The 18,349-nt window shown below is 62.1% G+C and carries 15 protein-coding genes; 8 read left to right on the top strand and 7 right to left on the bottom strand.

Going from position 1 to position 18,349, the window contains the following annotated elements:
- Positions 1-587: 587 nt before the first annotated feature.
- A complete protein-coding gene (locus KGA89_RS26840) occupies positions 588-1,208 on the top strand; it encodes a TetR/AcrR family transcriptional regulator (protein ID WP_003202912.1) in 621 nt (206 codons plus the stop codon).
- A 144-nt stretch (positions 1,209-1,352) separates the two neighbouring features.
- Here the strand turns inward: KGA89_RS26840 and preA are convergent, their stop codons facing one another.
- The 3 genes from preA to hydA all read right to left on the bottom strand — a co-directional run bounded on the left by preA (position 1,353) and on the right by hydA (position 5,610).
- Positions 1,353-2,627: an NAD-dependent dihydropyrimidine dehydrogenase subunit PreA gene (gene preA, locus KGA89_RS26835; protein WP_003202911.1), complete on the bottom strand. Its 1,275-nt coding sequence runs from the start codon at positions 2,625-2,627 to the stop codon at positions 1,353-1,355.
- Positions 2,628-3,995 (bottom strand): NAD(P)-dependent oxidoreductase, encoded by a 1,368-nt coding sequence (locus tag KGA89_RS26830; protein WP_003202910.1) that lies wholly within the window; start codon positions 3,993-3,995, stop codon positions 2,628-2,630.
- A gap of 175 nt (positions 3,996-4,170) precedes the next feature.
- On the bottom strand, positions 4,171-5,610 hold the full coding sequence (gene hydA / locus KGA89_RS26825) for a dihydropyrimidinase (protein WP_013693597.1): 1,440 nt from the start codon (positions 5,608-5,610) through the stop codon (positions 4,171-4,173).
- 613 nt (positions 5,611-6,223) lie between these two features.
- Here hydA and KGA89_RS26820 point away from each other — a divergent pair.
- The 4 genes from KGA89_RS26820 (at position 6,224) to KGA89_RS26805 (ending at position 11,174) form a co-directional block, all read left to right on the top strand.
- Complete coding sequence (locus KGA89_RS26820) at positions 6,224-7,702, top strand: NCS1 family nucleobase:cation symporter-1 (RefSeq protein WP_003202908.1); 1,479 nt, start codon at positions 6,224-6,226, stop codon at positions 7,700-7,702.
- A gap of 133 nt (positions 7,703-7,835) precedes the next feature.
- Positions 7,836-9,119: a Zn-dependent hydrolase gene (locus tag KGA89_RS26815; RefSeq protein WP_223472972.1), complete on the top strand. Its 1,284-nt coding sequence runs from the start codon at positions 7,836-7,838 to the stop codon at positions 9,117-9,119.
- Between the two features lie 84 nt (positions 9,120-9,203).
- Positions 9,204-10,688 carry a helix-turn-helix transcriptional regulator gene (locus KGA89_RS26810; protein WP_223472971.1) on the top strand — a complete coding sequence of 495 codons (1,485 nt, stop codon included), beginning with the start codon at positions 9,204-9,206 and terminating at the stop codon, positions 10,686-10,688.
- Between the two features lie 240 nt (positions 10,689-10,928).
- Positions 10,929-11,174: a DUF1652 domain-containing protein gene (locus KGA89_RS26805; RefSeq protein WP_223472970.1), complete on the top strand. Its 246-nt coding sequence runs from the start codon at positions 10,929-10,931 to the stop codon at positions 11,172-11,174.
- 178 nt (positions 11,175-11,352) lie between these two features.
- Here the strand turns inward: KGA89_RS26805 and KGA89_RS26800 are convergent, their stop codons facing one another.
- Together KGA89_RS26800 and KGA89_RS26795 are read right to left on the bottom strand one after the other, a co-directional pair.
- A complete protein-coding gene (locus KGA89_RS26800) occupies positions 11,353-12,738 on the bottom strand; it encodes a sensor histidine kinase (protein WP_223472969.1) in 1,386 nt (461 codons plus the stop codon).
- A complete protein-coding gene (locus KGA89_RS26795) occupies positions 12,716-13,399 on the bottom strand; it encodes a response regulator transcription factor (protein ID WP_039592999.1) in 684 nt (227 codons plus the stop codon). Before KGA89_RS26795 ends, KGA89_RS26800 begins: the two co-directional genes overlap by 23 nt.
- Before the next feature lie 277 nt (positions 13,400-13,676).
- Between KGA89_RS26795 and hcnA the strand changes: the two genes are divergently transcribed.
- Genes hcnA through hcnC form a run of 3 tightly spaced genes read left to right on the top strand, consistent with a single transcriptional unit; the run spans position 13,677 to position 16,661 of the window.
- A complete protein-coding gene (gene hcnA, locus KGA89_RS26790) occupies positions 13,677-14,003 on the top strand; it encodes a cyanide-forming glycine dehydrogenase subunit HcnA (RefSeq protein WP_003202893.1) in 327 nt (108 codons plus the stop codon).
- Positions 14,000-15,409: a cyanide-forming glycine dehydrogenase subunit HcnB gene (hcnB, locus tag KGA89_RS26785; protein WP_223472968.1), complete on the top strand. Its 1,410-nt coding sequence runs from the start codon at positions 14,000-14,002 to the stop codon at positions 15,407-15,409. The genes hcnA and hcnB overlap by 4 nt, the downstream gene beginning before the upstream one ends.
- Positions 15,402-16,661 (top strand): cyanide-forming glycine dehydrogenase subunit HcnC, encoded by a 1,260-nt coding sequence (gene hcnC, locus KGA89_RS26780; RefSeq protein ID WP_223472967.1) that lies wholly within the window; start codon positions 15,402-15,404, stop codon positions 16,659-16,661. Before hcnB ends, hcnC begins: the two co-directional genes overlap by 8 nt.
- Positions 16,662-16,814: 153 nt before the next feature.
- On the opposite strand, the gene KGA89_RS26770 is transcribed toward hcnC, so the two are convergent.
- Both KGA89_RS26770 and KGA89_RS26765 read right to left on the bottom strand, forming a co-directional pair.
- A complete protein-coding gene (locus KGA89_RS26770; RefSeq protein WP_223472966.1) occupies positions 16,815-17,426 on the bottom strand; it encodes a glutathione S-transferase in 612 nt (203 codons plus the stop codon).
- 36 nt (positions 17,427-17,462) lie between these two features.
- The coding region (locus tag KGA89_RS26765; protein WP_263297020.1) for a MurR/RpiR family transcriptional regulator at positions 17,463-18,349 on the bottom strand (887 nt) is incomplete at its 5' end.

Raw genomic sequence — 18,349 nt, 5'->3', positions numbered from 1 at the left:
ACGCTCTGCGTCACCTTCCAGAAGCGGAACGCGGAGCGTCCCTGGCGGCATTCCCACGCGGAGCGTGAGGAACGATCTTCCACCGCCGCCGCACCCTTATCGTTCCCACGCTCTGCGTGGTAATGCATCCCGTGACGCTCTGCGTCACCTTCCAGAAGCGGAACGCGGAGCGTCCCTGGCGGCATTCCCACGCGGAGCGTGAGGAACGATCTTCCACCGCCGCCGCAGCCTGATCGTTCCCACGCTCTGCGTGGTAATGCATCCCGTGACGCTCTGCGTCACCTTCCAGAAGCGGAACGCGGAGCGTCCCTGGCGGCATTCCCACGCGGAGCGTGAGGAACGATCTTCCACCGCCGCCGCACCCTTATCGTTCCCACGCTCTGCGTGGTAATGCATCCCGTGACGCTCTGCGTCACCTTCCAGAAGCGGAACGCGGAGCGTCCCTGGCGGCATTCCCACGCAGGAGCGTGGGAACGATCAATCAAGATCAAAAGATCGCAGGCTTCGCCAGCTCCCACAGGGATCCCCAGTGTTTTCAGAAGTGGGTGAATGCTAGTCTTGGTCAACGCTGTTGCCAGGGAGCCCTCATGGGCAATCACAAGATCGAGATTCGTCGCAGTAACGTCGAGAAAATCCTGTTGGCCGCCGAGAAGGTCTTTGCCGAGAAAGGCTTCGGCAGCACCGCCATGGCCGACATCGCCGCCGAAGTGCAATTGCCTCGTTCCAACCTGCATTACTACTTCAGCACCAAGAGCGAACTGTACAGCGCCGTGCTGTTCGATCTGCTGGAGGTCTGGAAGCAGGACGCCTTGTGCTTCGAAATGTTCGACGACCCACGGGTGGTGCTCAGCAGCTACATCCGCGCCAAGATGAACCACTCCCGCAGCCGGCCCTACGGCTCGAAGGTCTGGGCCAACGAAATCATCCACGGCGCCCCGACGCTGGGCCAGGCGCTGGACGCCAGCCTCTATGACTGGGCGAAGATGAAGGAAGCGAAAATCCGCCAGTGGGTGGAGGACAAACGCATCCTCCCGGTGGAGCCTTCAAGCCTGCTCTACATGATCTGGGCCTCGACCCAGCATTACGCCGACTTCGACCACCAGATCAACATCCTCAACGACCACCAGCCGCTGTCGGACATGCAGTTCGAGCGGGCGGTGCAGACGGTGACCAGTGTGATTTTGCGGGGGATCGGGTTGGAGCCTTGAGGTTTTGTGGTGAAGCGGATGGCGTCATCGCGAGCAAGCTCGCTCCCACATTGGATTTGTGGTGAACATAAATTTTGTGTTCACAACCGGTCCCCTGTGGGAGCGAGCTTGCTCGCGATGGCGCCAGTCCAGGCACCCTAACCCTCAGACAGTGACATGATAGGGATTACGCGGATCATGGTTCCAATCCAGGAACGGCTTGCCGGTGTCTACCGTCACCATCTCGATGCAGTCCTGCACCGGGCAGGTGATCTGGCACAGGTTGCAGCCCACGCACTCTTCATCGATCACTTCATATTTATGCGTGCCGTCAGCCTGCTTGAGGCTGGCGATGGCCTGGTGTGAGGTGTCCTCGCAGGCGATGTGGCAGCGCCCGCATCCGATGCAGGCCTGCTGATCGATCTTGGCGATGACCTGATAGTTGATGTCCAGGTACTTCCAGTCGGTGGTGTTGCCCACCGCGCGACCGGAGAACGCTTGCAGGTTGGCGTGGCCCTGACTGTCCATCCAGCGCGACAGGCCGTCCTTCATCTCTTCGACGATGCGGAAACCATGCAGCATCGCCGCCGTGCAGACCTGCACCGCACCGCTGCCCAGGGCGATGAATTCGGCGGCGTCGCGCCAACTGCCGATGCCACCGATGCCGCAGATCGGCAGGCCTTGAGTCTGCGGGTCACGGGCGATTTCGGCGACCATGTTCAGCGCGATCGGCTTGACCGCCGAGCCGCAATAACCGCCATGGGTGCTCTGGCTGCCGACGCTGGGCAGGGCGACCATGCGGTCCAGATCGACGCTGGTGATGGAGTTGATGGTGTTGATCAACGACACCGCATCCGCCCCACCGCGATGGGCTGCCCGGGCGGCTACGCGGATGTCGGTGATGTTCGGCGTGAGCTTGACGATCACTGGCAGCGAACAATAAGTCTTGCACCAGCGGGTCACCTGCTCGACGTACTCCGGCACCTGGCCGACCGCCGCGCCCATGCCGCGTTCCGGCATGCCGTGGGGGCAGCCGAAGTTCAGCTCGATGCCGTCGGCGCCGGTTGCCTCCACCAAGGGCAGGATGCGTTTCCAGGATTCTTCGACGCAGGGCACCATCAGCGACACGATCAACGCCCGGTCCGGCCAGTCCTTTTTCACCTGGGTGATTTCCCGCAGGTTGATCTCCAGCGAACGGTCGGTGATCAGCTCGATGTTATTGATGCCCAGCACTTCGCGATTGGCACCGTAGTGGGCCGAGTAACGCGAGGACACGTTCACCGCCGCCGGATCCTCTCCGAGGGTTTTCCAGACCACGCCACCCCAGCCGGCCTCGAAGGCACGGACCACGTTGTAGGCCTTGTCGGTGGGCGGCGCGGAGGCCAGCCAGAACGGGTTGGGCGCTTTGATGCCGGCGAAGACAATCGACAGATCGGCCATTTACGCAGCCTCCACATTGAGCATCAGTTGAGCGTTGATCGCCTCGGCGGCGAGCTTGCCGTGCTGCACGGCCTGCACAGTGAGGTCCTGGTCCAGGCTGGTGCAGTCGCCGCCGGCATAGACGCCGGGAATGCTGGTGCGCAGGTTTTCGTCCACCAAAATCCGCCCGTCCTGGCGCTTGAGTTCCCGGGCCAGCGGATCCACCAGCGCGTTGTCGTCGAAGGCTTGGCCGATGGCTTTGAAAATGGCGTCGGCGGGCAGGTCGAAGGTGTCGGTGCCAATGACCAGCCGACCGTTCTCCAGATGCGTGCGAGAGAAGCGCATGCCGCACACATGCCCGGCGGCATCGAGCAACACCTGTTGCGGTTGGGCCCAGGTCAGCAGGCGCACCTGATTGGCCTTGGCGATGTCCTGCTCGTGCAAGGTGGCCCCCATGTCTTCAAGGCCGCGACGGTAGACCAGATTGACGTCCCGGGCGCCGAGGCGAGCCATTTGCACGGCCATGTCGATGGCGGTGTTGCCGGCGCCGAGGACGATGCAACGGTCGGCCAGGGGCAACTGGCTGAGGTCATCGGCCTGGCGCAGTTCGCGGATGTACTCGGTGGCGGCCAGCAGCCCTGGCGCTTGTTCGTCACTCAGGCCCAGTTGTTTGCTGGCGGCCAGGCCGAGGCCGAGGAACACTGCGTCGAACTGCTGGTGCAGGTCGCTCAGGCTCAGGTTCTCGCCGAGTTTCTGGCCGTGGCGGATTTCGATGCCGCCGATCTCCAACAGGAAGTCCAGTTCACGTTGGGCGTAATCGTCCACCAGTTTGTACTTGGCGATCCCGTATTCGTTGAGGCCGCCGGCTTTCTCCCGGGCTTCGAACATCACCACCTCATGGCCGTGCATTGCGCTGCGATGCGCACACGACAACCCCGCCGGCCCGGCCCCGACCACGGCGATGCGCTTGCCGGTGGCGGCGGCCCGCTGGAAGGGGTGTTCGCTGAAGTGGGCGTTGTCCACGGCATAGCGCTGCAACGAGCCGATCAGCACGGGTGCGCATTCCTGGGCGTTGTTGCGCACGCAGGCTTGCTGGCAAAGGACCTCGGTGGGACAGACCCGAGCGCAACTGCCGCCGAGGATGTTGGCCGAAAGAATCTTCTGCGCCGCGCCTTGGACGTTGTCCTGGTGGATGTTGCGAATGAACGAAGGAATGTCGATTTCGCTTGGGCAAGCATTCACACACGGCGCGTCGTAGCAGTACAGGCACCGGGAGGCTTCCAGGTGGGCCTGGCGCGCGTTGAGTGGCGGTGCCAGGTCGCTGAAGCGAGCGGCGAGGGTGGCCGGGTCTTCCTGGGAATGGGGGAGGTGACTCAAGGGCTGGATCATGGAGTGGGCCTCACGGTGTTTGAGGTGCTGCCTCTGGTGGGCAGTGGTTTTTCGGGTGCCTCGATCGTTCCCACGCTCCGCGTGGGAATGCAGCCCGGGACGCTCTGCGTCCCAAAGCGGAACGCGGAGCGTCCCCAGAGGCATTCCCACGCAGAGCGTGGGAACGATCCTGGGGTCAGCGTTTCACGGCGGTTGGCTTATTCAACTCCGCCCGCTTGCTCAGCAAATCGAACACCGCCGGATACGCCGGCCGTTCGATGTAGCGCCCGGCGCCGCGCTCGGCTCGCAAGTCGCCGTCGGCCCAGACCAGCCGACCCTGGCTGATGGTGTGGCTGGGCACGCCGCGCACGGTCTTGCCTTCGAAGATGTTGAAGTCCACTTGCTGGTGGTGGGTCTTGGCGGAAATCGTGCGACTGCCTTGTGGGTCCCAGAGCACCAGGTCGGCATCGGCGCCGACGCGGATCGCCCCCTTGCGTGGGTAGAGGTTGAAGATCTTCGCGGTGTTGGTGGAGGTGAGGGCGACGAAGTCCTGCATCGACAATTTGCCGCTGTTGACCCCTTCGTCCCAGAGCACCGCCATGCGGTCTTCGATACCGGCGGTGCCGTTGGGGATCTTGCTGAAGTCGTCACGCCCGGCGGCTTTCTGTTCGGCGCAGAAACAGCAGTGGTCGGTGGCGGTGGTGTGCAGGTTGCCGGACTGCAAGCCGTGCCAGAGCGCCTCCTGGTGCCCGCGCGGGCGGAAGGGCGGGCTCATCACGTAGCCGGCTGCGGTCTGCCAGTCCGGGTCGCGATAGACGCTGTCGTCCAGCAACAGATGCCCGGCGAGTACTTCACCGTAGACCGGTTGGCCCTTGCTGCGGGCGTAGGTGATTTCATCCAGTGCTTCCTTGGTGGACACGTGTACCAGGTACAGCGGCGTGCCCAGGGTTTCGGCGATGCGGATGGCGCGGCTCGCGGCTTCGCCTTCCACTTGCGAAGGGCGCGACAACGGATGGGCTTCGGGCCCGGTGATGCCCTGGGCCAGCAACTTGCGTTGCAGGTGATAGACCAGCTCGCCGTTCTCCGCGTGCACGGTGGGCACCGCGCCCAGTTCCAGGCAGCGCTCGAAGCTCGCCACCAAAGTGTCGTCGGCGGCCATGATTGCGTTCTTGTAGGCCATGAAGTGCTTGAAGCTGTTCACGCCGTGATGATTGACCAGCTCGGCCATTTCTTCGCGAACCTGCTCGCTCCACCAAGTGATGGCCACGTGAAAACCGTAGTCGCTGGCGCTTTTCTCGGCCCAGCCACGCCATTGATGAAAGGCTTCCATCAGCGATTGCTGGGGGTTGGGAATCACGAAATCGATGATCGATGTAGTGCCCCCGGCCAAGCCCGCCGCCGTGCCGCTGAAGAAGTCTTCACTGGCGACTGTGCCCATGAACGGCAACTGCATGTGCGTATGGGGGTCGATGCCGCCGGGCATCAGGTATTGGCCGCTGCCATCGAGCACTTCGACGCCGGCCGGAACATCCAGGTTTTCACCAATGGCCTTGATCACGCCGTCGGCACACAACACATCGGCGCGGTAACTTTCATCATGGGTAATAACGGTGGCACCACGGATCAACAGAGACATTCCGAGTTCCTCGCAGGCATGACCGACTGTTGCCGGTTCTTTATGTTTTATCGATCACGGTTATTAAGTGACGACGTCGTGCAGATTTGTATTCTTGTCACGAATGTCAGGATTAGACGCTAGCTGGAGTTATTGAAATGATCAAGATTATTTTTTATAAGCTTGTTAGGTTGTTAACTAATTGAAATTAAAGAATTAAATTTTAGAATCACCAAAATGGTGAGCCTGCTCACCATTTTGACGCACTTGACAGGATCGTTATTTGAGCGAGATTTGTCATGGTAAATCAGCGGCTTGAAAGCGCTTGAAGTGCGGCCCAGACACCTCGCCTTGATTCGGGGTGCACCACTTTGAATCTCGAACTCGACAGGACGTACAGGTCATCTAGCCTCAAGTCGATGAGCACAAAGTGAAGCAGGGCGATTAAATGGCTTTAAATCTTTAGATATCAAATGTTTGAGAAGGTTATATCGATCGTCCGGTCAGCTCGGCGCGTTATTCGGCACGGTTATTGAGTGCTGTCGTGGTCTGGCGGGGTGGTCGGTAGCACGCGTGCAAGTACTCCGGCCATCGCCAGTCGATGAGCAAAAATAATGAAAACAGTGGAGCGGACATGACCAGATCAACAGTGACTGAGCGCGACGGGTTGTTCGAGCTTGAAGCCGGCAGCGACGTCCTCGACAGCCCCCGTTATAACCACGACATCGCGCCGACCAAGGTGCACGAGAGAACCTGGAACAAATGGCACATCACCGCATTGTGGGTGGGCATGGCGATCTGCGTGCCGACCTACACCCTCGGCGGCGTGCTCACCGCCTATTTCGGCTTGACGGTGGGCGAGGCGCTGCTGGCGATTCTGTTTGCCAACATCATCGTGCTGATCCCCCTGACCCTGAATGCCTTTGCCGGAACCAAGTACGGCATTCCGTTTCCAGTGCTGTTGCGCTCGTCCTTCGGTGTAATCGGCTCGAACGTGCCGTGCCTGATTCGCGCCCTGGTGGCCTGTGGCTGGTTCGGCATCCAGACCATGTTCGGCGGGTTGGCGATCCACCTGTTTCTTGGTTCGGTGTTCGAAGGCTGGAAGAGTCTGGGTGGCACCGGCGAAGTGATCGGTTTCATGGTGTTCTGGGTCATCAACCTGTGGGTGGTGCTGCGCGGTGCCGAGTCGATCAAGTGGCTGGAAACCTTGTCTGCGCCACTGCTGGTGCTGGTGGGGGCGGGGCTGTTGGTGTGGGCGTTGCCCAATGTCTCGTTGACTGAGCTGATGGCGGTCCCGGCCAAACGCCCGGAAGGCGCCGGCGTGACCAGCTATTTCCTGGCCGGGCTGACGGCCATGGTCGGTTTCTGGGCCACGCTGTCGTTGAACATTCCGGACTTCAGCCGTTACGCCAAGAGCCAGAAAGACCAGATCGTGGGGCAGATCATCGGCCTGCCGTTGACCATGTTCCTGTTCGCTTCCCTCGGCGTGGTCATGACCGCGGCCTCGGAAAAACTGGTGGGGGTGACCGTCTCCGACCCGGTGACCTTGATCGGGCACATCCAGAGCCCGGTGTGGGTGGCCCTGGCCATGGTGCTGATCATCGTCGCCACGCTCTCGACCAACACCGCCGCCAATATTGTCTCGCCCACCAACGACTTCCAGAACCTGGCGCCGAAACTGATCGGCCGCACCAAGGCGGTGATGCTCACCGGGTTGGTGGGGCTGGCGCTGATGGCCCACGAGCTGCTGAAGAAACTTGGCCTGATCGTGTCCGAGGTCAGCCTCGAGTCGGTCTATTCCAACTGGCTGCTGGGTTATTCGAGCCTGCTGGGGCCGATTGCCGGGATCATGGTGGTGGATTATTTCCTGATCAAGAAACAGCAACTGGACCTGGCCGGGCTGTACCGCGACGACGTTTACCCGGCGTGGAACTGGAACGGCTTCATTGCCTTCGGCGTGCCGGTGGTGCTGACGCTGCTGTCCCTGGGCAGCGATGCGTTCAGCTGGTTCTACAGCTACGGCTGGTTCACCGGCTCGGCGCTGGGCGGGGTGATTTATTACGGGTTGTGCAGTATGCGAGCAAGCCCGTCCGTTGCCAAAACAGCGGTGTGAAGGAGGGCCTCATCGCGAGCAAGCTCGCTCCCACACTGGATTTGGGTGGATGCAGATCCCCTGTGGGAGCGAGCTTGCTCGCGATGGCGGCCTCAAGTACACCAAAAACATGCCTGGAAAAATGGAGATCCCCATGAACGCAGCCATCGACGTTCTGCAATCCACCCATCAGCACATCAACCGCGATCGCCTGTGGCAATCGCTCATGGACCTGGCCCAGCTCGGTGCCACGGTCAAGGGCGGGGTGTGCCGATTGGCCCTGACCGACCTCGACCGCCAGGCCCGCGACCTGTTCGTGCAATGGACCCAGGCGGCGGGCTGTACCGTCAGCATCGATGCGGTGGGCAATATTTTCGCCCGTCGCCCGGGGCGCAATCCGAACCTGCCGCCGGTAATGACCGGTAGTCACATCGATACCCAGCCCACCGGTGGCAAGTTCGACGGCTGCTTTGGCGTGCTCTCCGGGCTGGAGGTGCTGCGCACCCTCAATGACCTGAACATCGAAACCGAAGCACCGCTGGAAGTGGTGGTGTGGACCAACGAAGAGGGCTCGCGTTTCGCCCCGTGCATGATGGGCTCCGGTGTGTTCGCGGAAAAATTCACCCTCGAAGAAACCCTCGCCAAGGTCGACGCCGAAGGCATCACCGTTGGTCAGGCGCTCAATGCCATCGGCTATGCCGGTTCGCGCCCGGTCAGTGGGCATCCGGTGGGGGCGTATTTCGAGGCGCACATCGAGCAGGGGCCGATCCTCGAAGACGAAGGCAAGACCATCGGCGTGGTAATGGGCGCGCTGGGGCAGAAGTGGTTCGACCTGACGTTGCGCGGCGTCGAAGCCCACGCCGGCCCGACTCCGATGCACCTGCGCAAGGACGCCCTGGTGGGCGCCTCGATCATCGTCGGCGCCGTCAACCGCGCCGCCTTGGGTCATCAACCCCATGCCTGCGGCACGGTCGGTTGCCTGCAAGCCTATCCGGGATCGCGCAATGTCATCCCCGGCGAAGTGCGCATGACCCTGGACTTTCGTCACCTGGAACCGGCTCGGCTGGATTCGATGATCGCCGAGGTCAAGCAGATGATCGAAGACACCTGCCAGCAACACGGCCTGACCTTCGATTTGAAACCCACGGCCGACTTCCCGCCGCTGTATTTCGACAAGGGCTGCGTCGACGCCGTACGCGGCGCTGCCCAAGGACTGGGCCTGTCCCACCTGGACATCGTCAGCGGCGCTGGCCATGACGCGATCTTCCTCGCCGAACTGGGCCCGGCCGGGATGATCTTCGTGCCCTGCGAAGGTGGCATCAGCCACAACGAAATCGAAAACGCCGCCCCCGACGACCTCGCCGCCGGTTGCGCGGTGCTGCTGCGAGCGATGCTGGCCGCCTCACAAGCAATTGCCGAGGGGCGCATGGCGGCTTGAAGGGCCGATGCACTATTGCAAACCCATGTGGTCGTAACCTTCAACGCATCCATGCTTGAAACCTACTGACCACATGGAGACCCAATGAATCAGCAAGTCCCGACCACCGATACCAACCGTCGTCAATTGCTGCAGATCATTGCCGGATTGTCCGACGGGGTGATGTTGATCGAGGTCGACCAGACCATTGCCTGGGCCAACGCGGCGGCCTTGGCGATGCACGGGGTCAAGGACCTTAGTGAACTGGGCACCACGGCCAGGCAATATGCCCGGCGTTTCAATTTGCGTTATCGCAACAACCACCCGCTGAGCGACGACAACTACCCCATCGCCCGGGTTGCCCGTGGCGATGAGTTCAGCGATGTGCTGGTGGAAGTCACGCCCCAGGCCGACCCGGATCGCACCTGGGTGCATCGGATCCGCAGCATGGTGCTGGCCGACCGCAACGGCGAACCGGAGCTTCTCGTGCTGATCCTCAGCGATGCCACCGAATGGGCCAGCGCCGAGCAGCGCTTCGAGAAAACCTTCGGGGCCAACCCGGCACCGGCGGTGATCTGTCGCCTCAGTGACCTGCGTTATATCAAGGTCAATCCGGGGTTCCTGGAGATGACCGGCTACAGCCGCGAGCAGGTGATCGGGCGTTCGGTGTATGAGCTTGATGTGCTTGAAGCCGCCGAAAGACGCGACCTGGCCATCGAGCGCCTGGGGCAGGGCGCGACCATTCCGCAAATGCAGGCCGAGTTGAAATTGCCCGACGGCACCACCAAGCAGGTGATCGTCGCCGGCCAGCCGCTGGACCTGCACGACGAAGACTGCATGCTGTTTTCCTTCATGGACATGGAGCCGCGACGCAAGGCAGAAACCGCGCTGCGCCAGAGCGAGGAGCGCTTTGCCAAGTCGTTCCGCCTGTCGCCCGTACCCACCCTGGTGTGCAGCGCCGAGCAACAGTTGTTGGAAATCAACGAGGCGTTTCTCCAGACCACCGGTTACGCCAGCGAAGAACTGTTGGGCAAAACCGTGGAGGAAATCGGCTTTCTCGACAAGGACGCCAGCGTCGCGCTGTTTGCGCGGCTGGAAAAGGCTGCCGCTGTTTCAAGTATCGACGTCAAGGTGCACAAGAAGGGCGGCGAACTCATCGACTGTGAGGTCGCCGCCGATACGGTGCTCATCCAGGACAAGCCTTGCTATCTGCTGGTGCTGATGAACATCACCGAGCGCAAACGCTCGGAGCTGGAGCTGGTGGCGGCAATCGAAGAGGTGATGAAAGACGCTTCCTGGTTCAGTCGGACCCTGATTGAAAAATTGGCTAACGTGAAGAGCATCAACGCCCAAGTGCCCAGTGTGTCATTCACCGAGCTGACGGCCCGGGAGCGCGACGTGCTGGGGCTGATTTGCGAAGGCCTGGCGGACAAGGAAATCGCCGCGCGCCTGAAGCTGGCGCCCAATACCGTGCGCAATCACGTCGCTACGCTGTATTCGAAACTGGATGTCCATAGCCGCAGCGAGGCGATTGTCTGGGCACGGGAGCGGGGTTTGTTCGCTAACGAATGGCGAATGAAGGCACCATGATAGCCAGTGCAAATGCACCGGGCATGCTGGTGCAAATTCGGGTTTTGCATGGGGATACGGTTCCTTAGGCTGTCAGTGTGCGACATCGTCCCTGATGTCGCGTCCCCCACGAAACAGTCAAGGAATACGCCACAATGTGCAGCGAACCAACCCAGTATGAGCGCGACAGGATGCCTATGCGGACCAGGAGGTCGGCGCTGTCCACCGTTCATTTGCGCCCCCGGGGCTGAGGTGCATCGCATGACCCATCTGGCCCCTTTGCGTGCCCGCCTCGAAGAAAGCTTTACGCCGCTGGCCTGCGAATGCAGCCTCAATGGCGACGGCACCCTCACCGTGCGTTTGTATCACCGTGAAAGCGGTGAGGTGGACCTGGTGGTGAGTGGCATGAGTGTCGACAGCGTCCGCTCGGAAGAGAGCATCGCCAAGTTGATCGACGAGCTGCGCTATGAGCTTGAGAACATCCCGTTGCATCGCAGTGATCCCTGATAGACCAGATGCGCGGAATCCATTGTGGCGAGGGGATTTATTCCCGTTGGGCTGAAGCAGCCCCAAATTTTGTACAGCGCTCGCGATGGCGAGCGCTTCGCACTCGAACGGGGCGGTGCGACGTTTCGCTAAATCCCCTCGCCACAAGTATGTGTTTGCACTTCATTCCCTTCAGTATTTACAACAACGTCCCCCGGCAATCGAGCACCAAGCGCGCGCCGCCGTGTTCGCAGCTGCCCACCTCCAGCGTGAACCCATGCAGATTGACGATCGCCGCGACGATCGACAGGCCCAGGCCGAATCCGCCGTGCTGGCTGCTGCCCTCTGCACGGTAGAAGCGGCGAAACACGGCCTTGCGCTCCGCCTCGGGAATGCCCGGGCCCGAATCGAGCACTTCGATGCGGGTGCTGTCGCCCTGATCGACCCCACGCAGGATCACCGTGCCTCCCGGTGGGGTGAACTTGATGGAGTTGCTCAGCAGGTTCGACACGGCCTCGAACAACAATGCCCGGTCGCCGTTGAGCAGGGGCAGCGCATCAGGCACCTCGAGGATGAAGGACAGTTCGCCTTCCTCGGCCAGCGGCAGGTAAAAGTCATGCAGCTCCTGCAATAACTGCAACGGGTCGAGGCGCACGAAGCCCGAGCGCCGCTGCTGATCTTCCAGCTCGGAAATCCGCAACAACCCCCGAAACCGTGCCATCAGGGTGTCGGTCTCGGCAATCACCTGGTCCATTTGCAAGGCCTCGGGCGAGCCGTCCGGCGCTTGCTGCTGGATGCGATAAAGTTGGGCACGCAGACGCGTCAATGGGGTGCGCAGGTCATGGGCGATGTTATCGCACACGCCCTTGACCTCATTCATCAAGCGTTCGATGCGGTCGAGCATGGCATTGACGATCGCCGCCAGCATGTCCAGTTCGTCGCGCCGGCTCGACAGCGGCAGGCGATGGGTCAGGTCGCCGGCAACGATGGCTTCGGCACTGGCCTGCAGTTTGCGAATCCGCTGCAACGGTCGGCGACGCAGCAGATGCCAGCCGGCGATACCCGGCAGGACCGTCAGCGATACACCCCAGAACAGCGCGTGCAAGATGATGCGGGTCACGGCGAACAGCGAGCCATTGTCCCGCGCCAGCACCAGCCAGCGGCCGTCCTGGGTCCGGCTCGCCACCGCGTCACAACTGTCGGAGGGCACGCTCGGGTCGTCGGAATCGACGCAACCGCCGAGCATGTGGATCTTGCCGTCCAACGGCAGGTCCGACGGGATCCGCATGATCGGTCCGCTCAAGTGGCGAAGTTGCGGATCGAACAGCCCGTAGGCGTCGACGCCGCGCTCGTCCAGCGTCAGGCTGGCCATGAGCGCATCTTCCAGTTGATCGCCATGGATCCGGGCAAACAGGTGCTGGCGCTGCATCAGGGAGTGCTTGGCCAGGCTATCGAGGTAGCCAAACACTTCGTAATACATCACCCCCATCAGGATCGCGCTCCAGATCACGAACAGCGAACTGTACAGCGCCAGCAGGCGGCTGCTGGAGGAGCGCCAGCCTTTAGCGGGGTTCAGCAATGACATAGCCGGAACCCCGTACCGTGCGAATCAGCGGTTCCAGGCCCGGCGGGTCGATTTTCTTGCGCAGGCGGCCGATGTGGACATCGATCAGGTTGGTGCCGGGGTCGAAGTGATAGCCCCAGACTTCCTCGAAAATCATCATGCGCGAGAGGATCTGCCCACTGTTGCGCATCAGGAATTCGAGCAGCTTGTATTCGGTGGGCAGCAGGCTGAGCAGTTGCCCGTTGCGGCTGGCTTCGCGGCTGATCAGGTTCAGCTCCAGGTCGGCTACCCGCAGCACGGTTTCCGGCTCGCGGGCGCCATTGTTGCGCCGCAGCAGCACTTCGACCCGGGCGGCCATTTCGTCGGTGGCGAACGGCTTGGTCAGGTAATCATCGCCGCCGGCCCGCAGGCCACGGACCCGCTCGTCCACGTCGGAGAGGGCGCTGATCATCAGGATCGGCGTGGCCACGCCCATGGTGCGCAGCGTGGTGACGATCACCAGGCCGTCGAGCTCGGGCAGCATGCGGTCGAGGGTAATCAGGTCGTAGTCGCCGCTCACCGCCCGTTCCAGGCCTTCGCGGCCGTTGTCGACCCAATCGACGTCCAGGCCGTTGCGGGTCAGCTCGGCGACGATTTCACGGGCGGTCACGGCGTCGTCTTCGATGGTCAGGATGCGGTTCATGGGCGGTACCGTGTGGGGAAGTTGGTGCTATTGCGCAGCATTCTGCCAAAGAATACCTGTCGGCTTTCTGAAAAAAAGTTCATGAGCCGGCGAGCGGTTTCGCTGGCCTGGATCAACACTTGGTCACAAATAATCCCTAACATAAATTTCGTGCGCACTATCATGTGGCGTCCGTTGCCCTGTTTTGGCGCGCTTCCGCTGCAGGGTACTGATGCGAACCGGTGATGGTGCGCCGCAAGGAGCCGAGCCCCCCACAGAATCTTCAAGGAAGAGCCGTATGATGCAACCTTCAGACCTTCTACGCCGAAAATTCGATATCCAGCCGCTGGCACAGGCCGACATGACGGTGCGCCTGGACGGGCAGGCTGTCAGCGCTGCCCACGGTGAAACAGTCCTCACCGTCATCCAGGCCCTGGGTCAACGCCAGGTGGCCCGCAACGATCACGACCAGATCAGCGGCGCATACTGCGGCATGGGCGTGTGCCAATGCTGCCTGGTCAGGATCGACGGTCGCCACAAGCGCCGCGCCTGCCAGACCCTGGTACGCCCTGGCATGCAGATCGAAACCCGGGTCAACCGCATCCCCGAAACGGAGGCGCCATGAGCCTCGATCCGGTGATTGTCGGCGGTGGGCCGGCGGGCATGGCCGCGGCCATTGAACTGGCCTCCCACGGCGTGCGCTGCACCTTGCTAGAAGAGGCGCCGCGCCTGGGTGGCGTGGTGTATCGCGGGCCGTTGCGCGATGGCGTGCGCCTGGATTACCTGGGCCCGCGCTACAGCGAAGCCCTGGAGAAACTCCACGGTGAATTCCAGCAACACGCCGGCCTGATCGACGTGCGATTGAGCAGCCGTGTCATCGGTGCCGAAGGCTTCCGGGCGCTGATGCTGCTGGACGCCGACGAGCGCCTGGGCGAGGTCGCCTATTCCCATCTGGTCCTGGCGGCCGGTTGTCACGAGCGCAGCGTGCCGTTTCCTGGCTGGACCCTGCCGGGCGTGATGATGCTTGGCGGCCTGCAATTGCAGATCAAGAGCGGTGTGGTCAAGCCGCCGAGCCCGGTGGTGATCGCTGGCACCGGTCCGTTGTTGCCGCTGGTGGCTTGCCAACTGCACGCATCGGGCGTGGCGGTGGCGGGTGTGTATGAGGCCTGTGCGTTCGGCCGGATCGCCAAGGAAAGCCTGGCGTTGCTGAACAAGCCGCAACTGTTCCTCGACGGCCTGAGCATGCTGGCCTACCTCAAGCTCAATCGCATTCCCGTGCGCTATGGCTGGGGCGTGGTGCAGGCTGACGGCGAGGGTGAGTTGAGCGTCGTTACCGTCGCGCCTTATTCCACGAGCTGGGAACCCGACCTCAAGCGCGCGGAACAGGTACCGGCGCAGACGCTGGCGGTTGGCTACGGGTTTATCCCGCGGACTCAATTGAGCCAGCAAATGGGCCTGGAGCACGGTTTCAGCGACGACGGCTATTTGCGGGCCGCGTCCGATGCCTGGCAACAAAGCAGCGAAGCGCACATTCACCTGGCCGGCGACATGGGCGGGATTCGCGGCGGTGAAGCGGCCATGCTGAGTGGACGCATCGCGGCGCTGTCGATCCTGATGCAACGCAACGTGCTGGATCCGTCCACGGCCCTGGCGCACCGCGAACGCTACCAGGCGCAACTGGAGCGGATCATTCGCTTTCGCGCCGCCGTGGATCGCTACACCCAGCGTGGCGCCGGGCAAACCGCATTGCCGGCCGCCGATACGGTGATCTGCCGCTGCGAGCACGCCACCCGCGCCGACATCGACCGGGCGTTGGAGCAAGGCGTGCAGGACATGGCCAGCCTGAAGATGCGCACCCGCGTGAGCATGGGCGATTGCCAGGGGCGGATGTGCGTCGGCTACTGCAGCGACCGCTTGCGCGAGGCCACCGGGCGTGCCGACGTGGGCTGGCTGCGGCCGCGTTTCCCCATCGATCCGATTCCCTTTTCAGCGTTCCAGAACGTCGGCATGGAGGCCGTTTCCCATGATTAAGGATTATGACGTGGTCATCGCCGGTGGCGGTGTGATCGGGGCCTCCTGTGCCTATCAACTGTCCAAGCGCAAGCACCTGAAAGTCGCCCTGATCGACGCCAAGCGCCCCGGCAACGCGACCCGTGCGTCGGCCGGTGGCCTGTGGGCCATTGGCGAGTCGGTGGGCCTGGGTTGCGGGGTGATCTTCTTTCGCATGATGTCGGCCAACCGCAAGCGCCAGACCCAGGGCGCCGCAGTGGCGGTGGACGCCAGCACGCCGCACATCCTGCCCCAGTCGTTCTTTGATTTCGCCTTGCAGTCCAACGCAATGTATCCGCAGTTGCACCGCGAGCTGATCGACAACCACGGCATGGATTTCAAGTTCGAGGAGACCGGGCTAAAGTTCGTGATCTACGACGATGAAGACCGTTTGTACGCCGAGCACATCGTCGCCTGCATTCCCCACCTGGCAGACCAGGTGCGCTGGCTGGACCAGGCTGCCCTGCGTGAGGCGGAACCGAATGTCAGCCATGAAGCCCTGGGGGCGCTGGAGTTTCTCTGCGATCATCAGGTCAGTCCGTTCCGTCTGGCCGACGCCTACACCGAAGGCGCCCGGCAGAACGGTGTCGACCTGTTCTTCAACACCAGCGTGACCGAGGTACTGCGCAGCGGCACGCGGGTGACAGGCGTGAAAACCGCCGAGGCGGGGACGTTCAACTGCCGGACCCTGATCAACGCGGCCGGTGCCTGGGCGGCGGACCTGAGTGAGCAGGCCACTGGCGTGCGGATTCCGGTCAAGCCGGTCAAGGGGCAGATCCTGTTGACCGAGCGCATGCCGAAGATCCTCAATGGCTGCCTGACCACCAGCGACTGCTATGTGGCGCAGAAAGACAACGGTGAAATCCTTATTGGCAGCACCACTGAAGACAAAGGCTTCGACGTGACCACGACCTATCCGGAGATCGAAGGGTTGGTGCAAGGCGCGGTGCGCTGTATCCCGCAGTTGGTCGACATCAACCTGAAGCGAACCTGGGCCGGCCTGCGCCCGGGGTCTCCTGATGAATTGCCGATCCTGGGGCCGATGCGCGGAGTGGAGGGTTATCTCAATGCCTGCGGGCATTTCCGCACCGGCATCCTGACCTCGGCCATCACCGGGGTACTGCTGGATAAACTGGTGAACAACGAACCGTTGCCGCTGGACATCACCCCGTTCCTGGAAGATCGCTTCGAGGTGGTGCCGACAGTAAAGCCCCAGGAAATGGAACTGGCTTGAAGAAACTCTGTGGGGGGCTCACAGACTCTGCACCCACCATAAATCCCTGTGGGAGCGAGCTTGCTCGCGAAAGCGTCAGGTCAGCCAGCAGCGATGTTGACTGGTACACCGCTATCGCGAGCAAGCTCGCTCCCACAGGTCAGCCATAGCCAGTTATTCCATCGGCGTACTGACAAACGCCTCCAACCCTTCGGCATAGGCGGTAAACGCGCTGATCAATGGGAAAGCCTTGCCCTGTACCTGGTCCGGCACCACCAGGTTGGTGAAGCTCCAGGCCACTGCCACGGTGATACCGGCCTGATCAAGGTTGCCATCAGTGCCCAGCGGCTGCTTCTCCAGTTCCTGCTCCAGCATTCCATAGGCCGCAGCCAGTTGGCCTTCCACGCGTTCAACCCAAGGCGCGTGCTGGATCTCCGTCGGCCGCAGGTTGCGTTCGTAGTAGATCTGCACCGACTTCTCACAGGCCGCCAAGGCCAATCCAATCAGGCGCAGTGAGCGCACCCGTTGTCCAAGGTCGGCCGGCATCAAGCTTTTCCCCGGCGCGGCCAAGGCCTCCAGGTAATCGATGATCAATGTGGAGTCCATCAGCACGTTGCCATCGTCCAGCAACAGGGTCGGGGCCTTGACCACCGGGTTGATGTGCTGGAACTGTTCGAAATGCCTGAACACCGAAACGGACTCGTGCTCCAGGGGAACCCCCAGGCATTTGGCGGAAATGGCGACGCGTCGCACGTAGGGCGAGTCCAGCATGCCGATCAATCTCATGGCTTCTCCTTCAGCGTTTTATCGGCGGGCGCGGCGTTAATCCTCGAACCCGACCTGTTCATGGATTTCATCGACCTTGAGTTCCAGTCGGTAAGCCACGGCGATGAACAACGCCTGGCACAGGCACAACGTGGCACTCAACGAACGGAAGGCGAACGAACTGCCTTCGTTGACCAGCAGCACCGCGTTGGCCCGTTTGGCCAGGGGCGACAGGTTGCTGTCGGTGATGATCAGGGTCTTGGCCTGGTGATGCTGGGCAATGCGCAGGCAGTGCTGGGTTTCCTTGCCATAGGGCGTGAAGCTGATGGCGATGACCAGGTCGTTGGCGCGCACGCTGCGCATCTGCTCACGGTAACTGCCGCCCAGGCCGGACACCAGGTGAATGCGCTTATTGGTGTGTTGCAGGTTGTAGACCAGGTAATCGGCCACCGCGAACGAACGGCGCACGCCCACCACATAGATGTTGTCGGCGTTGACCACCAGGTCCACGGCCTTTTCGAACGCCTGGTCGTCCAGCTCCAACCCCAGGCGCTCGATGCCCGAGAGGGTCGCGTTGACGCATTCGCGGGCCAGGTCGCCGCCGCTGGCCTTCTGCGACTTGTTGGCGATCATGCTGCGGATGCGCTGCTGGTAGTTCTGTACCGGGGTGGTCTTGTGGGTGTAGGCCTCGCGGAACAACGCCTGCATTTCGCTGAACCCGCTGAAGCCGAAACGCTGGGAAAACCTGACGATGGCCGAGGGGTGCACTTCGCATTCCCGGGCGATGTCGCTGATGCGGTCGACCATGATCCGGTCGCTCTGCTGGCTCATGTAGCTGGCGATGCGTTTGAGCTGGCGCGGCAGGCTTTCGTATTCATCGGTGATCAGTTGCAGCAGGCGCTCGGCATTGATCGGTGGGCTCGGGAGGGCGGGTTCGGACGCGC

This window comes from Pseudomonas sp. A-RE-22 (assembly GCF_019956035.1).
In the GTDB taxonomy this organism is placed as follows: Bacteria; Pseudomonadota; Gammaproteobacteria; order Pseudomonadales; family Pseudomonadaceae; genus Aquipseudomonas; species Aquipseudomonas brassicacearum.
This window is presented reverse-complemented; position numbering and strand designations above follow the sequence as displayed.

Excerpts from the sequence above, each read along its gene's own strand:
- KGA89_RS26840 (WP_003202912.1), top strand. The coding sequence starts at position 588 with ATGGGCAATCACAAGATCGAGATTCGTCGCAGTAACGTCGAGAAAATC.
- preA (WP_003202911.1), bottom strand. The coding sequence starts at position 2,627 with ATGGCCGATCTGTCGATTGTCTTCGCCGGCATCAAAGCGCCCAACCCG.
- KGA89_RS26830 (WP_003202910.1), bottom strand. The coding sequence starts at position 3,995 with ATGATCCAGCCCTTGAGTCACCTCCCCCATTCCCAGGAAGACCCGGCC.
- hydA (WP_013693597.1), bottom strand. The coding sequence starts at position 5,610 with ATGTCTCTGTTGATCCGTGGTGCCACCGTTATTACCCATGATGAAAGT.
- KGA89_RS26820 (WP_003202908.1), top strand. The coding sequence starts at position 6,224 with ATGACCAGATCAACAGTGACTGAGCGCGACGGGTTGTTCGAGCTTGAA.
- KGA89_RS26815 (WP_223472972.1), top strand. The coding sequence starts at position 7,836 with ATGAACGCAGCCATCGACGTTCTGCAATCCACCCATCAGCACATCAAC.
- KGA89_RS26810 (WP_223472971.1), top strand. The coding sequence starts at position 9,204 with ATGAATCAGCAAGTCCCGACCACCGATACCAACCGTCGTCAATTGCTG.
- KGA89_RS26805 (WP_223472970.1), top strand. The coding sequence starts at position 10,929 with ATGACCCATCTGGCCCCTTTGCGTGCCCGCCTCGAAGAAAGCTTTACG.
- KGA89_RS26800 (WP_223472969.1), bottom strand. The coding sequence starts at position 12,738 with ATGTCATTGCTGAACCCCGCTAAAGGCTGGCGCTCCTCCAGCAGCCGC.
- KGA89_RS26795 (WP_039592999.1), bottom strand. The coding sequence starts at position 13,399 with ATGAACCGCATCCTGACCATCGAAGACGACGCCGTGACCGCCCGTGAA.
- hcnA (WP_003202893.1), top strand. The coding sequence starts at position 13,677 with ATGATGCAACCTTCAGACCTTCTACGCCGAAAATTCGATATCCAGCCG.
- hcnB (WP_223472968.1), top strand. The coding sequence starts at position 14,000 with ATGAGCCTCGATCCGGTGATTGTCGGCGGTGGGCCGGCGGGCATGGCC.
- hcnC (WP_223472967.1), top strand. The coding sequence starts at position 15,402 with ATGATTAAGGATTATGACGTGGTCATCGCCGGTGGCGGTGTGATCGGG.
- KGA89_RS26770 (WP_223472966.1), bottom strand. The coding sequence starts at position 17,426 with ATGAGATTGATCGGCATGCTGGACTCGCCCTACGTGCGACGCGTCGCC.